Here is a 16802-nt window from a genome sequence, read left to right as displayed (position 1 = left end):
CCAGCGGTGAGAGTGCGCACCCGTCGGAACGACACCTGAAACCGACGCCACGTCATGTCCGGGCATGAACCGTGAGACCGGACAACCTCCGTGACGTGGAGCATCGCCCAGCGAGAGCGGTCAAGGAGATGAGTGGGCGGCCTACGTCGTGCTCGATACGTACAACGAAGACGTACCACGGGATCGCCTACGGGGCGCGAGCCCTACGGCGACGGAGTGCCCGTAGTAGTCGCAGGAGTGACGACCTGCCAGGGAGGACGGGAAAGCCGTTCACAGGGCAAAGGGGCACAGGTGACCGAGATGTCCAGCGAAGGGAGGCATGCGTAATGCAGAGCGCCAAAGCGGTGCTGGACGTCATCCGAAAGCGCGGTGAGAGAGGACTGCCGGTCGAGAGGCTGTACCGGCAACTGTTCAACCCTCAGCTGTATTTGGTGGCTTACGGGCGCATCTACGCCAACGCGGGTGCGATGACGCCCGGGGTCACCGGGGAGACCGCGGACGGCATGTCGCTGGAGAAGATCGGCAGCATCATCGACGCCTTGCGCGCCGAGCGCTACCGGTGGTCTCCGGTCAAGCGGGTCTACATCGAGAAGAAGGGATCGACGAAGAAGCGCCCGCTGGGCCTGCCGACCTGGTCGGACAAGCTGGTCGCCGAGGTGGTGCGTCTGCTGCTTGAGGCGTACTACGACGTCCAGTTCTCCGACCGGTCTCACGGTTTCCGCCCCCAACGGGGCTGCCACACCGCACTGAGCGAGGTGGTGGACCTTTGGAAGGGGACGCACTGGTTCATCGAGGGGGACATCTCCGACTGCTTCGGCAGCCTCGATCACGAGGTCATGCTGTCGACGCTGGCGGAGAAGATCCACGATGGCCGGTTCCTGCGGCTGATCAGCCACATGCTCAAGGCCGGTTACCTGGAGGACTGGAGGTGGCACGACACGCTCAGCGGCGCCCCGCAGGGCGGAGTTGCCTCCCCGATCCTCTCGAACATCTACCTTGACCGGCTGGACCAGTTCGTCGAACAGTCTCTGCTGCCTGAGTACAACCGGGGTCTGCGTCGGCGGCCCAACCGGGCATACAGGACGGTCGAGTTCGCGATCGCGAGAGCCAGACGGCGTGGCGACCGGGAGGCGGTGCGGGCGCTTGGGCTCCAGCGTCGCACCCTGCCGAGCCAGGACCCGAACGATCCGGACTACCGCCGGCTGAGATATGTCCGCTATGCCGACGACTGGCTTCTGGGGTTCGCCGGCCTCAAGCACGAAGCCGAGGAGATCAAGTCGAAGATCGGTGCGTTCCTGCGTGACGAGCTCAGGCTGGAACTTTCCGAGTCCAAGACGGCGCACTTCCTCGGCTATGAGATCCGGGCCCAGCACTCCGACACGAAGATCACCCGGAACCGTCGGGCGGTCAATGGAGCGATCGGCCTGTTCGTGCCACGGCAGGTGATCAGGCAGAAGTGCGCGCTCTACATGAGCAACGGGCAACCGGCGCAACGCGGCATGCTGCTTCACGACGAGGACTTCACGATCGTCGCGAAGTACCAGGCCGAGTACCGGGGTTTGGTCCAGTACTACCTTCTTGCCCAGGATGTGTTCCGCCTGGGCAGGCTCCAGTGGGTCATGGAGACCTCGCTACTGAAGACGCTGGCAGGGAAGCACCGGTCGACGGTCACGAAGATGGCTCGGAAGTACAAGAGCACCGTCGAGACACCTGAGGGACCGCGAACCTGTCTGACCGTCACCGTTCCACGCGACCGGGAGAGGAAACCGCTGGTAGCCCGCTTCGGCGGGATACCGCTCAAACGACAGCGCAAGGCCGTCCTCACCGACAGGCGGCCGGTCATGGCCAGTGCGAAGCGAAACGAGCTGATCCACCGGCTCATCGCCGAGTGCTGCGAGATCTGCGAAGCCCGGACGAATCTTGAGGTCCATCACGTCCGCAAGCTCGCCGATCTCAACCGGCCCGGACGTCGGGACAAGCCCGACTGGGTGCACCTCATGGCCAAACGACGGCGCAAGACCCTGGTGATCTGCCGTCGCTGCCACGAGGACATCCATGCCGGGCGGGGCACCGCGCCACCACGGAAGTGATCACTGGAGAGCGGGATGCCGGGAAACTGGCCCGTCCCGTTCGGGAAGGGGCCGTCGGAAAAGGACCCGAACCACGGGCACCTCGTCGGCGGCCTACTTCACTTGAAGCGGCGGGGACTGGAAACGGAGCGGAAGGCACCGCGCCAGTCCCCGACCCTACTAAGGAAACAGCTCCAAAAGCACATCACGAGAGCACGCGATGAATGATTGCGAACGGTCGGCACGAACCGCTCAACCGTCCGGATCACAAGATCGTCGACAGAACCCTGATCTTGACGTTGATGGCGTCCACGAACAGGACCGGATACACGCCTTGAGTTGTATCGGTGATGGTGGAGACGGTCTGCTCGGACACCTCGGCGCCATACACCTCGGCGAGATGGGCCGATATCTCACCGTGGGTGAGGCCCTTCGCGGACAGCGACAGCACCATCTCGTCGACGCCGGTCAGGCGCCGCTGCCGCTTCTTGACGATCTGCGGTTCGAAGCGGCCGGCGGTGTCGCGAGGCACCTTCACTTCCACTGGCCCGACATCGGTCAGTACGGTCTTGGCCCGGCCCCCGTTGTGGGAGTTGCCGCTGCCACGGCCGGCCGCGTCATGCTTCTCATAGCCGAGGTGATCGGTGATCTCACGTTCCAGGGCCGATTCCAGGACCCGCTTGGTCAGCTGCTGCAGCAGCCCACCCCGCCCGGTCAGCTGCAGCCCCTCCGACCGGGCCCGCTCCACCAGCATCGCGACCAGTTGCTCGTCGGACACGGGCGCAGGCTGTCCCAAATGGGCACTCTCGATAGGCTCCACGGTCTCCAGCTCCACGGCGGAGTCAGTCACTTGACGTCTCTCCCATGATCGTCGGATCCGCCGTTAGATTTACACTCCCTCAGCTTCCCGACCGCAGCCCACGTCGCCGCCATGGACGGACTCGCCCCGGCGACCCGCAACTCGGTCTCCTCGATCAGAGGCGAACAGCCCTCCAGGCGAGGAAACAAGCAGCTCAAACGGGTCTTCTTCCTCTCCACGTTCGCCGTCCTCGGCGACCCGGCATCCCGGGCCTACTACGACAAGAAAATCGTCCAGGGAAAGCACCACACCCAAGCCCTCCTCTGCCTCGCGAGACGACGAACCGACGTCCTCTTCGCCATGCTCCGCGACGGCACCTTCTACGAGCCCTAACCCGCCCGATCAGCTTGACCAAACCCATAGGGGCACCCCTCTGCAAACCCTCGGCCTCACGTGACGAACCTCGACAGATTCCGATCATGCAATTACCCTGCCTCATAGGGACTTTCGTGACGGGCGGCCTTCTTTGGCGTCAGCCTCGATCCGTCAGCTGGGGCCGGTCGTTGATCGGCTCGGCGGTTCGCCCGCAATGTCCTCTGCCGTTCGAGGGTGGGCCGTCGCGTGACGCTGCGGGGTGCGCCGGGGTTCCACGTCTCCCGGAGTGGTGCGGTCCTCTCTTCTTCGGTTCTCGTTGGGGCGGGTGTCGGTGGTCAGGTGATGGCTGGGAGGGCGGTCAGTCGCCGCCAGGCGGTGGTGAACGCGTCGGCCCAGGGCCAGGTGTGTTCGATCCGTAGCCATCGGCGGCGGGCGTGTTTCGCGAGGCGGGCCGGGAGGTGGTAGAGCCGGAAGCGCATGGTGTCCGGCTCGGCGTCGGTCAGGTCGGGGTGATCGTGGAGGGTGAGCAGGCGGAGCCAGGCGTGCAGGTCGGCGGCGAGGTTCGCGCTCAGCATCCATGCCTCGTTGATCTGCCAGGACTTGGAGGGCAGGTTGTGCAGGCCCATCGCCTTGTTCGTGCGCACATGGTCCTCGACCACCGCGTGGTGGCGGTCCAGGGCGTCCAGCCACTGGATCTGATGGGAGCCGGGGATCCGGGCCATCCTGTTGATGTTGGTGGCGGTGATCGAGTACTTCCAGCCGGTCTTCTTCTCGAAGGCGGTGAGGTCCTTCGTGTGCCGGCCGGACGGCTTGACCCGGCGGACGATGAGCCGCATCCCCTTGATCCAGCCCTCCCGGCGGTTCAGGCCGGTCAACTCGGTCACGAAGTAGCCCTCCTGGAGGCTGCCGTCCTGTTTGAGCGAGGTCTCCCAGGCCCTCTCGGGCAGGCGGGCGATGGCCTTCTCGTCCTCGTCGGTGATGGTCCAGCCGGTGGTGAAGCGGACCGTGCGCCGCATCGTGTTCAGATCCCGCAGGTGCTCGTGCAGGCCATGGGTGGCGCCCGCGCCGTCCACGCGCACCAGGATCTTCGCCGTCGAGGAGCCGGGCACCTGGGCCAGCGCCTCGCGCAGCACCCGGATGTGGTCGGCCACCGTGTTACTCCCGGCGTTGCCTGCGCGCAGCAGCATCGCCAGACACTCACAGGGGTTCGCGCACCACGCGGCCAGCGGATGAAACCCGAACGATTTCTTCCAGGTCGCCGCAGCACCCTGCTTCTTCGACGCCGCCGTGATGATCGTCGCATCCATGTCGATCACTATCCAGCCGTGCAGCCGCTTCCCGGCGACCGTCAGCCAGGGGAAACCGCTCGGCCGCAGATGCAGCAGCGACCACACGTGCCGGCGTACCCGCGCCCGCACCTTGGCGATCTTCGCCAGGACCTCGGCGTCCATCAGCTGAAGTGTCCGGCGGGTCGTCGAGTCGGACACCGCCGGCCCGAACAGGCCCTGGTGGTGGGCCTGCAACTGCTCGGCGTCCGAGAGATTCACCGCCCCCAGCACGATCCCCACGGCGAGCTGCACGACCACGGCCGCACGGTCTCGCCAGCCGGTTCCGGTCCCGACGGGCAGCACAGCCGCCAGCGTACTCGTCAACCCCGTACGGTCGGCCAGCCGGCGCAGCAGCACCGCCCCGGCGTGTCCGATCAGCCCCTTGCCGTCGGCGGCCACGGACAGCCGCCGGTCCCACCCTGTACTCTCGACCAGGGCTTGATCAAGTTCCGTAGGCGTCCGGATCTCACGCCGGCCGGTCTGCTTGCGGCGGCGGTGGATGCGGATGGCCAGGCGGGCGTGGGGAAAGGCGATTCCGCCGAGTTTGTCGGCGATCGAGCAGGTCTTGATTGAGCGGGACTCGCGGCGTCCGTGTCCAGCCCCGGAGGCGGTGTGCTGGACGGCGATGTCCCGCCACGGCAGGGCCGCGAGCTGGCTGTGGGCGGTCGGCTGGTTGGTCTTGATCACGGCGATGTAGTGGGCCTTCTTGGTCTCGACCAGCCAGGAGATGTTCGCCTTGACCGAATGCAGGGCGTCGAAGGTGACAACGGCGCCGGCCAGGTCCAGCGGTGCCAGGAGCGGTTGGAAGTGCGTGGTTTCGTTCGTCTTCGCGCCGACCTCCACCTGAGCGAGGGTCACGACGGTGCCGTGCGTGACCGCTGAGAGCAGATGCCGGCGCGTCGCAGTGAGACGGGCTGATCCCTTGAGTGCTTTGCCGTCGACAGCGATCACGCGCGGCCGCCCGGACGCGGAGGGCGACGGTGCCTGGGTGGGCTCGGTGGCGGCGCGGTGCCGGTCGGCCAGGTAGGCGCCGACCGCCCGGTCCAGGGCGTCACCGTCAACAGCCCCCAGCACACGGCCGATCGTGGCCGGTGACGGAGTGCGCCGCCATCTGAGCAGGTGGCGCCGGATCCCGATCACTGCCAGGAGTGTGTTCGGGGCACGCTGGCCCCACTCGGCGAGTTCGTCGATGCTCCTGGCTCCCGAGACGACCGCGCAGGCACACACCAGCAGGATCGCGGTCAGCGAGTACCACCGGCCCCGCCGGGAGCGCGGGTCGGGCACCGAGTCGAAGTAGAGGCGCAGGTCAGCGATCCGACCGGCATCCAGCGGCCCCAGCTTCACCAGCACGGCGGGAATGGGAGAAGATACAGCGGCAGGCACGGGCCACCTCATGATCATCGGGCTTAGACACCACAATGATCACGAAGCCCGTGCCTGCCCTGTTATGCACCCCAACCGGTCACAACCCGACCAGCCGCACGCCCCCGGAACTTGCAACCGCCCTGACTCTCGACCACCAGAAAGGTGCCTTGCTCTCTGCAGCGGATACGACCTAGACACTCGCATCCTCGCAGGTCAACGGCGCCTTTCTGCTATCGTGGCGTCAGATCACCCAATTCCGCTGAATACCCAGGGTCAGGGCTGCTCTTTTCAGCCAGCCTCAGCAAAGATCGAACCCTGCGCCAGGATCACCACGTAGCTCCCAGTGGATGCCGCACCTGAGTCGCTCGTTGCCTGCCGGGCCACCTCGTCACGGAGGGCAGCAGCTCACCCGGCATCCACGCTGACCTCATCATGCATGGTCGAGGCCGGCACGCCGTGGCCCAGGCACCCATGCAGTCTGGGTCACGGCCCGCGGAAGACCCGGATGGCGTCCCCGCGCAGCTCTGAAGCCCGCAACGGGCCGTCGCTGCCATGCTTGTCGAGCTGCCCCTTCCCGGCCGGAGCTGCGCGCGGGGAACAGGGCACCGCCGTCCGGTCGATCGTCTCCCTGCGCCACCGCGGGTTCGAGGCCGCGACACGGGTTCGGGGTCGCCAAGCCGGCTCCGGGTGGTGGCTATCGGCCCGGCCCGGAAGAAAAATCCTCCCCGAATCTCGAAAAGGTGAGAACCATCCGGGGCGGCCCCACGTAGCTAGGAACAGATACAGCGTGAGCGGCCGACATCTGACCCCCCGTCGATGGACGTAGCTCACGCGGCATCTCGTCGGCCTCATCGCCCATGGACGGGGCCGAGCGGCGGCGTGGCCCGATATCCGCCAAGAGCTCGGGTCACACCGCCGCAAGCATGATTGTCCGTGCCTTCAGCCGCATGGCTGCGGGCCACGAACACCGCTGTTCCGGATCCAGAAAGGAAGCTCGCCATGGCCCAGCCCGACTGGTAAGTCGCGTTGTATCAGCACCCGGTGCATGCTCGCGGGCGTGAACATGCACCGGGAAGCCTGACCCTTCGTGCCACGCCGAAGCTCCGTCCAGGATCCGCGCCGTACGAGAGCCTCCCGCCTTACGAAGACCTCTCGCCGGACTTCGCGCGAACGCACGCCGAAAGGCTGTCCGTAGCCGTCATGCACAGCGAACACACCCCCCGTTCCCTCTTCTCCTCGACCGAGTTCCGGGCTGCCTGGTCGGCCGAGCTGATCTCGTACTTCGGGGATCAGCTCGCTCGGATCGCGCTGGCCGTCCTGGTCTTCGACCGCACGAACTCGGCGGCACTGACCGGGCTCACCTACGCTCTCACCTACGTGCCGAGTGTCGTCGGCGCGCTTGCTCTCTCCCCTGTCGCGGATCGCCACCCGCGCCGAAGTGTCATGATGGCCGTGGACATCTCAAGGGCCGCGGTCGTGGGAGCCATGGCGATTCCAGGTGTTCCGCTCGCTGTTCTCTGCCTTCTCGTGTCTGTCATGTCCTTTCTCGGAGGGCCGTACAAGGCCGCGCAGCTCGCCTTGCTGCGGGACATCCTCAGCGCCGAGCAGTATCCGGTCGGCATGTCTGTCCGCCAGGTCACCACGCAGGCGGCGCAGATCTTCGGATTCGCCTTCGGCGGGGCACTGTCCTGGCTCCTCGCCCCTGAGGTGTGTCTCGCTTTTGACGCCATGACATTCGTGGCGGCCTACGCGCTCTATCATGCCTTCGTCAGACCGCGGTCCAGGGAACCGATGAGATCCAGGCCCGCGGTCGGCAGCCTGAGTCTGCTCTGGGGTGAGCCGCGTCGGCGGGCGATCTTTCTGAGTACCGCTCTCGGATTCTTCTACATCGCCCCCGAAGCCCTGGCGATGCCATACGTCAGCGGACTCGGCCTCGGACCCTCCTGGACCGGTGGCCTGATGGCCTGCACGGGCGTGGGCGCGGTCCTCGGACTGTGGGCGTTCCATCGGTTCGTGCCGGTCCGTCGTCATGCCGCCCACCTGCCTCTGCTGTGTATCACGGCGGGTCTTCCGCTTGTGATCGTCTCGGTCCGGAGCGTCAGCATCTACCTGGCCATGGTGGCCTTCGCCGTCAGCAACGCCCTGTGGTGCGTCCAGGTCGTCGTCTCCGTCTCCACCCTGATCGAGCTGCTGCCGGACGATGTCCGCGCTCAGGGCATGGGAACGGCGTCGGCCATGAATCTCACCGCCCAGGGAATCGGTACCGCGGCTGCCGGACTTCTCGCGGAGTGGCAGGGCCCGGTCGTCGCCGTGTCCCTCATGGGGGCCCTGTCCGCGCCGGCCGGGCTGGGGCCTGCTCTGCTGTGGCTCAGGAGCACACGGCCGGCAGCGTCCGCCCCTGCGAAGCAGGATGTGAGCTGGACGTGAGCAACCCTCGCCAGGTGTGACGCCCCAGGGCGTCCACTGTCCGGCACCCGACCTCGTACCAGTCAGCACCCGTCCATGGACGACGGAAGCCGTCGTCGTGAGAAAGAACAGGTTGAGAACCTTGGAAGCACTGGACTTCGACACCTCCGTCTTCGACAAGGAGTACGTCAACCTCGGAGACGGACGCGAGGCGGTCGTACGCGGCGGCCGGCATCTGTTCGACCGGCTTCCGGCCGCGTTCGAGGGGGTACGGCAGATCGGAGTGATCGGCTGGGGGTCGCAGGGGCCTGCCCAGGCCCAGAATCTGCGCGACTCCCTGGGCGACGCCGTCAAGGTGGTGGTCGGTCTCCGGGAAGGATCCCGGTCGCGGGACTCCGCCCGTGCTGCGGGCTTCAGCGAGGACGAAGGCTCTCTCGGGGAGATGCTCGAGGTCGTCGCGGCCTCCGACATGGTCCTGCTGCTCATATCCGACGCCGCGCTGGCCGAGAACTACGCGGACATCTTCACCGCTCTGCGTCCGGGCACGACGCTGGGCCTGTCGCACGGATTCCTGCTGGGGCATCTCACGGACACCGGTGAGCGGTTCCCGCAGGACGTCGATGTGATCGCCGTCTGCCCCAAGGGCATGGGACCCTCGGTGCGCGCCCTCTACGTCCAGGGTTCCACCGTGAACGGCGCCGGCATCAACGCCAGTTTCGCCGTCGAACAGGACGTCACCGGCCGCGCCGTCGAGCGGGCTCTCGGGTGGTCGGTGGCGCTCGGGGCACCGTTCACCTTCCAGACCACGCTGCGCTCCGAGTACCTGTCGGACCTGACCGGTGAGCGCGCCATGCTGCTCGGCGGTGTGCACGGAATCGTGGAAAGCCTCTACCGGCGCTACCGTGACGAGGAGATGAGCGAGGACGACGCCTTTCGTCACTCGGTGGAGTCCGTCACCGGCCCCCTCTCGCGGATCATCTCGAAGGACGGCCTCATAGGCGTATACGAGCGTCTCGCGGATGAGGACAAGGAAACATTCGCGGAGGCGTATTCCGCCGCGTATCCCGTCGGGCTCGAACTGACGGCGGAGATCTACGACGAGGTGAGTTCCGGCAACGAGATCCGTAGTGTGATCCTGGCCGGCAAGCGTCTCGACCGTTTCCCGATGGGCCGCGTCGACCAGGCGGACATGTGGCGTGTTGGTCGGAGCGTCCGGGCGGCACGCGAGACAGACGCCGAGGTTCCGCTCGACCCCTTCACCGCCGGCGTGTTCTGCGGCGTCATGATGGCCCAGGCGGACCTGCTCCTGGAGCGCGGCCACCCCTACTCCGAGATCGCCAACGAGTCCGTCATCGAGGCGGTCGACTCCCTCAACCCGTACATGCACGCCCGCGGCGTGGCCTACATGGTGGACAACTGCTCAACCACGGCACGACTCGGAGCCCGGAAGTGGGCTCCCCGCTTCGACTACCTCCTCACTCAACGGGCGTACCCGGCGGTCGATGACAAGACCGTGGACCGCTCCCCCTTCGAGGTGTTCGAGGGGCACGTCCTCCACCAGGTGCTGGAGGTCTGTTCGCGGATGCGTCCGTCGGTCGACATCTTTGTCGAGTAGGTCAGAGGGCTCCCGGGAGTCTTGCGGCCAGCAGGGCTGTGCTGAGGATCATGGTCGGCTCGGCTCGTACGGCCCGGACCGGAGATTTCGACGTCCCCCGAGACGGCATCGGCGGCCGGTCTGTCCACCCCCGGCCGCCGTCGGCGTAACGGTCCCGAGTCCGTCGTCGGCCCTCACGGGGGATCGGGTTCGAAGGAGTACGGCAACCGGCGAGACTCTCCGCCCGTATCCCCAAGTACTCAGGTTGAACTCGTGAAGTCTGGGCTTGTGATCACCAGGGTTCGATGATCAGCCCGGTCCCGGCGAGGTACCCGTCGATCAGGTGGGGTCTGAACTGGATCTTCTTGAGCTTGCGCTTGACGATGCGGACGAGTCCCCTGAGGTCGCTGGCGACGAAGTTGGCGATGGCGCGTTTGAGGAGTGACCACACGCCTTCGGCGAGGTTCAACTCGGGTGCGTACGAGGGCATCTGGAAGATCCGCAGCCAGTCCTCATGCTCCTCGGCAAATGCGGGGAGTTCCTTGGTGCGGTTTCCCGGTGTGCGGGAGGTGCTGATTAGCTGGTCAGGGAGGGTTGACGGGGTTTCAGGTTCGTTCGTTGGTTCGGGCGTTGTCCGGTCGGCGTAGTGCGTGTTCTCGAGCTTGATGGGACTCAGGTACTTCAGCCGGAGATCTTGCGGGTCAGTGATCGGTGGGATCGGTCGATGGTGGGCCCAGGCTTGTAGGTGGCGCGGGAGGGGGTCGCCGCGGCGGCGGTAGTGGCTGACCATGGCCCGGGTCTGGTGCAGGCGGCGCCAGAACTCGCAGGTCAGGATGGTCTCTACGGGGTGGTGGGGGTTGAGTCGGGTGGCGGCCAGGCAGTGCCGGATGGTGTGGGCGGAGGGCCGCAGCAGCGGTCCGGGGATCAGCCGGTGGCCTCGCTCTCGGCCGTGGTCCGGGCTTTTCCCGGATCGGGCTCCTGTACGACGTCGCTCTCTGGTTCTGGTTCTGGTTCGGGGACGGCGGCGCGTTGGACGGCGAGGAAGGCGGTGGCGGGCATGCAGGCGGTGACGTGCCGGTGCCAGGGGGTCCACCTGCGGACCTGGTACTGGGCGAGGCCGACGAGCTGCTTGTTGATCTCGTTGTCCTCCTCGATCTGCCAGCGGCCGCCCGCTCGGGAAATGATCTCGGCGACGGTGGCGCGGGCGGGCGCGTGGACCAGGAAGTAGGCGATCTCCCGGTGGAGTTGTCCGTCCTTGCCGCGCCGGTTGGGGTGCAGCGATCTACGCAGGACCATCCAGTGCGAGAAGTCCCTGGCCGGCCTCTCGTCCTTGACCTCGACGGCGAAGGCGGTCCAGTCGTAGAGCCGTTCGCCCTTGGCGCCGTGGCCGCACGAGCGGCGTTCCCACTGGTCACGGACGTGGGCGTAGTGGAGCAGGTCGTCGGCGCGTTTGACGGCGGGATGGCGGGGTTTGCCGGGCGGGCCGTCCAGCGGGAGATCGACCGGGACGCCCAGTACGTAGGGCACCGCCCGGGTGTGGCACCAGGCGCGCAACTGCGGATCGCGTCCGTAGCCGGAATCGGCCAGGACCCAGGTGAAGGGGACTTGGGCGGCGAGGGCGCGGTCGAGCATGGCGATGGCCAGCCCGGGCTTGGTGGCGAAGGCAGTCTCGTCGGGGATACCGGCAGCCCGGCGCCGCTCCCGGTCGGACGTCCATTCCTCGGGCAGGTACAGGCGGCGATCGATAAAGGCGTGTCCGGCGGCGGTGGCGTAGGTGAGCATCACCATCGTCTGGCAGTTGCGCACGTCCCCGGTCAGCCCGCAGTGCTGGAAGGCCACCCCGACCGATTTGGTGCCCTTCTTCTGGGCCTGGGTGTCATCGATCACCAGCGAGGCGTCCGCGTCGCCCAGATGCTCCACGACGTAGTCGCGGACCTCGTCGCGCAGCTGGTCGGCGTCCCATACCGACCCGTTCAGCAGCCACTGCATCCGGTCCGCGGTCGCATGCCCGGCCCGCTCCGAGAGCGTCCAGCCGTTCTTCTTCGGCAGCTCCGCCAGCAGGCCCTCGATGAACTGCGCGAACACCACCCGCGGCTCCGGCCGGTTGAACAGGTTCCCCAACGAGCCGGTCAGCCTGGCCAGTTCGTCATGCCACTCGGCTATCAGCTCAGCCGTCACATCCAGCATCATGCCCGGTCAACGACGGCCCACGGACCCCGTCACAAGATCTCCGGCTGTAGTACAAGCAACCCAGAATGAACGAGGGTCAGTAACGGTGCGATAACGATAGCTACTTGGGTGACCTCTCCGGGGGGTGGCTTCGTGATGAAGAGTATGTGGCGCAGAACAAGAGGCCACGGTTTAATTTTCGGCTCTTGGAGTACCCAATTCATAACACCCAAAGACTTCTCGCATTTACAGCCGCCACGATTAGTTGCTGTATGGCCACATCTTGCGGTACACAGCGTGAAAAGCCTCACGTCGAACAGGTAACCTCCGGTGTGCGCTATGCGCAACCAGGGATTGGCGTTAGCATGCCTCCGGGAACGGGAAGCATACTAAACCCTGCATCATCGGGCATGCCGCCCGGTCGGTCATCGCTAGTTCAAATATTCCCGGAGAATTCTCGGGATTTCGGAAGTAATGCGGAAGCGTCCGCGGAAAGGTCGCTGATCGCGCTCCCCGGTCGCGAGAAGATGAAGAGTCCTGCAGCTAGACCACCAAAGAGCAAGGAAGCATCGCAACCTGCATCAGATAACCCGAGCAAACCTTCACCAAGCCCATCCCCCGAGATAGAGAGATGTCCAGTAGGTTCGGTCTGTTTGTACGAAAACTTCAATTTTGCAGGCAGGGTGTACAAAATTGAATCCCCAGCGAGGCAATCAGATCTCCGAAGTGTGCATATCGGCGGCGCCACTTTCGATGATCGCACATCGTCAGTAATCAACAATAGCGACCTACGGCTGGATCTATTTAGCGATGCCGGATACTCCAGTCGAGCCTATTCACTTCTGCCGCACCATTGGAACTCAAAATTGTCCGACATAAAGTTTGATGACGTGATTTCTTCATTTAGAGCAGGGTGACGGTGGCTCAGATTTTACGACGGACCATCGGTGCCAGGGCTTCGGCGAAGTCTGCCGATGACCGTTTGGTGATCATGTGAGCCCTAGTAGACTGTCGCAGCTAATTCCTGGGATAGAGGTGGCGCAGTTTGATGCGTGCGTCGTGGGTGGTGAACTGCCAGTCCACCTGACGTTGGTCGGTGTTGGTGGCGTTCTGCCAGGCCGAGAGTTCGGTGTTGAGGGTGTCGAGGTCGCCGATCCGGCGGTCGAGACATTGCCTGGTCAGCGCGGAGAGTTCGATCTCGGCGATGTTGAGCCATGACCCGTGCTTGGGCGTGTGGTGGATCTCGAGGCGCTGAGCCAGGGCGAAGGCCTCTTCTGGTTCGAATGCCTCGTACAGTGAGGCGATGCCGTGGGTGTTGAGGTTGTCCATCACCAGCACAACCGTCTCGGCATCGGGGTAGTCCACGCTCAGCAGCTGCCTGACCTGGCCGGCCCAGTCGATCCGGGTCCTCTGGGACAGTGCCTGAACTCGACGCCACCCGCGCAGGGGTTCGACCCATACGAAGATCGAGCACGTGCCGCAGCGGATGTACTCGCTGTCCTGGCAGGCGTCGTGACCGGGGCGGGCCGGGAGCGGGTCGCGGACATGGCCGAGGAGCTGGTAGGGCTTCTCGTCCATGCACACGACCGGACATGCCGGGTCATAGGGCCGGGCATAGACGGCCAGTACGTCTTCCATCCGGGCCGCGAACTCCGCGTTCGCTCGTGGTGGGATGGTCCAGCACTTCTTCAGGTGAGGACGCAGTTCCGTTTTTTTAAGACCCGGCCGATGGTGGAATGGTCCAGATCGGGGATGTCCTCGACCAGTGCGACGTGCTTCTCCAGCAGCCGCAGCGACCACCGGGTATAGCCCTGGGGTGGCTGTGAGCACGCCATCGCGATCAGCCGGGCTTCGACCTCACCGGTCACCGGCGAGGGCACCGGCGGGAGGTCGCGCTTCTTCCGCGCGATGGTGGCGTGAACATCGCCACCGGTTTCGGTGAAACGCTTGGCGACCAGCCGCAACGTCTCACCGGAGACGCCGAGCCGGGCCGCGATCACCTCCTGCGAGCCGATCCCGCCTGCAGAGGTGTCGAGTGCGAGGAGCACCCTCGCCCGCCTGATTACCGAGGCCGGACGAACCCCCGTCGTGGTCACCCGGACCAACTCCTCGCGGTCCTGCGCGGTCAGCACCACCGGCCTCTTCTTCTGCGAACCCATCGCACCAGTCCTGTCCGGCAGAGCGGGAGAGGAATCTGCCAGACGCAAGCCTCCCAATCAAACTGAGGTGTCCCCCGGAGTGTGGACACGGGGGTTCATGCTGCGAGTGTGAGTTTACGTGCTCTCTGCTGTTGTTGTTCGAATTCGACTGGCGAGAGGTAGTTGAGGGCGCTGTGGCGCCTGCGGGCGTTGTAGTAGGTGAGCCACTGGAAGATCTCCAGCCTCGCCTGAGGCATCGTGGAGAACAGCCTCTGGTACATCGTCTCCCTCTTGAGTCCCTGCCAGAACGACTCGGCGAGGGCGTTGTCGTAGCTCGAGCCGACCCGGCCCATGCTCCTGTGGATCCCGAAACCGTTGCAGACCTGCGCGAACGCGGCCGACGTGTACTGCGAGCCCCTGTCCGCATGGAAGATCACCCCGCCCACGTGGCCGCCGCGGGTCGCCACGGCCATCTCCAGGGCGTCGATGACCAGTTCCGTGCGCATGTGCGTGGCCATCGACCAGCCGAGCACCCGGCGTGAACAGATGTCGATGACGCAGGCGAGATACAGCCACGTCCCGCCGACCTGGACGTATGTGATGTCGCCGCACCACTTCTCGTTCAACTGTCTGGCGGAGAAGTTGCGTTGGACGAGATCCGGGGCCGGTGGTGCAAGCCGGTCGGGGACCGTGGTGCGCTTGCGGCGCCGCAGGTGCCGGCCCTCGATACCGTGCCGGCGCATCAGGCGCTCGACGCGCTTGCGGTTGATGGTGTGCCCGAAGCCACGCAGCTCGGCATGGATGCGCCGGACTCCGTAGGTGCCCTTGTGCTCGGTATGGATCTCCCGGATCTCCACGAGCAGGGCGTCGTCGGCGGCCTGCCGCTCTCGACGGACCTTCGCACCGGCGAGCCACCGGTAGTAGCCCGAGCGCGAGACCTGCAGGACCCGGCATATCCGCTGAACGCCGAAGACTTCCGCGTGGGCGGAGACGAAGTCCCAGCGGTGGGTCTTCACTTCATCTCCTTCGCGAAATAGGCGGCTGCCCGGCGCAGGATCTCCCGCTCGAGTTCCCATTCCTTCTCTGCCTTGCGGAGCCGGCCGTTCTCCGCGCGCAGCCGGGCCAGTTCCTCGTTCCGGCTCTCCGCGCTCTGCTCGCCGCTGCTGTGATCACGGCCCGCGTGCTCGTCGGCCTGGCGCACCCAGCTCCGCAGGGTCTCGCCGGTCACCCCGACATCCGCCGCGACCGCCGCGTACGTGCGCTTCCCGCCCGCCGCGCGGTACAGCGCGACGGCATCGTTCCTGAACTCCACCGGATACGGAGACCTACGTCCCACCAGGACACCTTCCCTCGGATCTGCAAGATCCATTGTCAGAGTGTCCACACCACAGGGGTCGCCTCAACCCCCACCACCCCGTAGAGACCATCCTGACCTGCGAGTTCTGGCGCCGCCTGCACCAGACCCGGGCCATGGTCAGCCACTACCGCCGCCGCGGCGACCCCCTCCCGCGCCACCTACAAGCCTGGGCCCACCATCGACCGATCCCACCGATCACTGACCCAGGGCTTGATCAAGTTCCGTAGGCGTCCGGATCGTTGGTGATGCCCAGGATGGGGATTGCTCGTTGGGGTTCGTCGCGGATCGCCCGGGTGGTCTTGGCGATGTTGTCGGCTCCGAGGGTTTTCAGCACGCCGATGGCGAGGTTGCGGAGGGTCGCCATGGCCCGTGGTGCGGTTCCGGCGTGGACGGTGGAGGCGTCCTCGGCGAAGGTGACATCCCTGATGTGGTGCGAGGAGTTCTCCACGCCCCAGTGCCCGCGAATCGCGGCGGCCAGATCGGCGGGACCGGCTTGGTGGGCGTCGAGATTTGTGACGGCGTAGACACTCTCACGGGTCTCACGCCGGCCGGTCTGCTTGCGGCGGCGGTGGATGCGGATGGCCAGGCGGGCGTGGGGAAAGGCGATTCCGCCGAGTTTGTCGGCGATCGAGCAGGTCTTGATTGAGCGGGACTCGCGGCGTCCGTGTCCAGCCCCGGAGGCGGTGTGCTGGACGGCGATGTCCCGCCACGGCAGGGCCGCGAGCTGGCTGTGGGCGGTCGGCTGGTTGGTCTTGATCACGGCGATGTAGTGGGCCTTCTTGGTCTCGACCAGCCAGGAGATGTTCGCCTTGACCGAATGCAGGGCGTCGAAGGTGACAACGGCGCCGGCCAGGTCCAGCGGTGCCAGGAGCGGTTGGAAGTGCGTGGTTTCGTTCGTCTTCGCGCCGACCTCCACCTGAGCGAGGGTCACGACGGTGCCGTGCGTGACCGCTGAGAGCAGATGCCGGCGCGTCGCAGTGAGACGGGCTGATCCCTTGAGTGCTTTGCCGTCGACAGCGATCACGCGCGGCCGCCCGGACGCGGAGGGCGACGGTGCCTGGGTGGGCTCGGTGGCGGCGCGGTGCCGGTCGGCCAGGTAGGCGCCGACCGCCCGGTCCAGGGCGTCACCGTCAACAGCCCCCAGCACACGGCCGATCGTGGCCGGTGACGGAGTGCGCCGCCATCTGAGCAGGTGGCGGATC

General features: G+C 66.0%; 11 protein-coding genes and 2 pseudogenes. 5 read left to right on the top strand and 8 right to left on the bottom strand.

The window, feature by feature from the left end; genetic code table 11:
* Positions 1-326: 326 nt before the first annotated feature.
* The gene (locus OG568_RS59475; protein WP_329538350.1) at positions 327-2090 is read left to right on the top strand and encodes a reverse transcriptase/maturase family protein; all 1764 of its coding nucleotides are present in this window, start codon (positions 327-329) and stop codon (positions 2088-2090) included.
* A 265-nt stretch (positions 2091-2355) separates the two neighbouring features.
* On the opposite strand, the pseudogene OG568_RS59470 reads toward OG568_RS59475, so the two are convergent.
* Positions 2356-2823, bottom strand: a pseudogene (locus tag OG568_RS59470) (transposase); the annotation flags it as partial.
* Positions 2824-2970: 147 nt separating this feature from the next.
* On the opposite strand from OG568_RS59470, the pseudogene OG568_RS59465 reads away from it, so the two are divergent.
* Positions 2971-3261: pseudogene (locus OG568_RS59465) on the top strand (transposase); the annotation flags it as partial.
* Between the two features lie 317 nt (positions 3262-3578).
* On the opposite strand, the gene OG568_RS59460 reads toward OG568_RS59465, so the two are convergent.
* Positions 3579-5921, bottom strand: coding sequence for an IS1380 family transposase (locus tag OG568_RS59460; RefSeq protein WP_329538349.1), 2343 nt, complete (start codon positions 5919-5921; stop codon positions 3579-3581).
* A 1215-nt stretch (positions 5922-7136) separates the two neighbouring features.
* On the opposite strand from OG568_RS59460, the gene OG568_RS59455 reads away from it, so the two are divergent.
* Both OG568_RS59455 and OG568_RS59450 read left to right on the top strand, forming a co-directional pair.
* On the top strand, positions 7137-8363 hold the full coding sequence (locus tag OG568_RS59455) for an MFS transporter (RefSeq protein WP_329538348.1): 1227 nt from the start codon (positions 7137-7139) through the stop codon (positions 8361-8363).
* Between the two features lie 130 nt (positions 8364-8493).
* On the top strand, positions 8494-9957 hold the full coding sequence (locus OG568_RS59450; RefSeq protein WP_329538554.1) for a ketol-acid reductoisomerase: 1464 nt from the start codon (positions 8494-8496) through the stop codon (positions 9955-9957).
* A 271-nt stretch (positions 9958-10228) separates the two neighbouring features.
* Here OG568_RS59450 and OG568_RS59445 read toward each other — a convergent pair whose 3' ends face one another.
* Entirely contained in the window at positions 10229-10426 is a 198-nt protein-coding gene (locus OG568_RS59445) for a hypothetical protein (protein WP_329538347.1), read from the bottom strand.
* A gap of 434 nt (positions 10427-10860) precedes the next feature.
* Positions 10861-12126 (bottom strand): IS701 family transposase, encoded by a 1266-nt coding sequence (locus tag OG568_RS59440; RefSeq protein ID WP_443077998.1) that lies wholly within the window; start codon positions 12124-12126, stop codon positions 10861-10863.
* A gap of 251 nt (positions 12127-12377) precedes the next feature.
* Between OG568_RS59440 and OG568_RS62040 the strand changes: the two genes are divergently transcribed.
* The gene (locus tag OG568_RS62040; RefSeq protein WP_443078017.1) at positions 12378-13022 is read left to right on the top strand and encodes a peptidase inhibitor family I36 protein; all 645 of its coding nucleotides are present in this window, start codon (positions 12378-12380) and stop codon (positions 13020-13022) included.
* Positions 13023-13122: 100 nt separating this feature from the next.
* Here OG568_RS62040 and OG568_RS59435 read toward each other — a convergent pair whose 3' ends face one another.
* The 4 genes from OG568_RS59435 to OG568_RS59420 form a co-directional block, all read right to left on the bottom strand.
* Positions 13123-13905 carry an IS630 family transposase gene (locus OG568_RS59435; protein ID WP_266420292.1) on the bottom strand — a complete coding sequence of 261 codons (783 nt, stop codon included), beginning with the start codon at positions 13903-13905 and terminating at the stop codon, positions 13123-13125.
* Positions 13794-14264: a helix-turn-helix domain-containing protein gene (locus OG568_RS59430; protein ID WP_266420290.1), complete on the bottom strand. Its 471-nt coding sequence runs from the start codon at positions 14262-14264 to the stop codon at positions 13794-13796. Before OG568_RS59430 ends, OG568_RS59435 begins: the two co-directional genes overlap by 112 nt.
* 95 nt (positions 14265-14359) lie before the next feature.
* A protein-coding gene (locus OG568_RS59425) for an IS3 family transposase (protein ID WP_329530430.1) occupies positions 14360-15579 on the bottom strand; the annotation gives its coding sequence in 2 pieces (ribosomal slippage) (positions 14360-15324 and positions 15324-15579; 1221 coding nt in all).
* Between the two features lie 235 nt (positions 15580-15814).
* Positions 15815-16802, bottom strand: a 988-nt coding sequence (locus tag OG568_RS59420) for an ISAs1 family transposase (RefSeq protein ID WP_443077997.1), incomplete at its 5' end; no start/stop codon positions are given.

The organism is Streptomyces sp. NBC_01450, assembly GCF_036227505.1.
Classification (GTDB): Bacteria; Actinomycetota; Actinomycetes; order Streptomycetales; family Streptomycetaceae; genus Streptomyces.
The sequence above is the reverse complement of the archived record's forward strand: the minus strand, read 5'-3'. Positions and strand labels throughout refer to the sequence as shown.

Bases quoted from the DNA above. Each gene is read 5' to 3' on its own strand.
- OG568_RS59430 (WP_266420290.1), bottom strand. From the start codon at position 14,264: ATGGGTTCGCAGAAGAAGAGGCCGGTGGTGCTGACCGCGCAGGACCGC.
- OG568_RS59455 (WP_329538348.1), top strand. From the start codon at position 7,137: ATGCACAGCGAACACACCCCCCGTTCCCTCTTCTCCTCGACCGAGTTC.
- OG568_RS59445 (WP_329538347.1), bottom strand. From the start codon at position 10,426: ATGCCCTCGTACGCACCCGAGTTGAACCTCGCCGAAGGCGTGTGGTCA.
- OG568_RS62040 (WP_443078017.1), top strand. From the start codon at position 12,378: ATGGCCACATCTTGCGGTACACAGCGTGAAAAGCCTCACGTCGAACAG.
- OG568_RS59440 (WP_443077998.1), bottom strand. From the start codon at position 12,126: ATGATGCTGGATGTGACGGCTGAGCTGATAGCCGAGTGGCATGACGAA.
- OG568_RS59475 (WP_329538350.1), top strand. From the start codon at position 327: ATGCAGAGCGCCAAAGCGGTGCTGGACGTCATCCGAAAGCGCGGTGAG.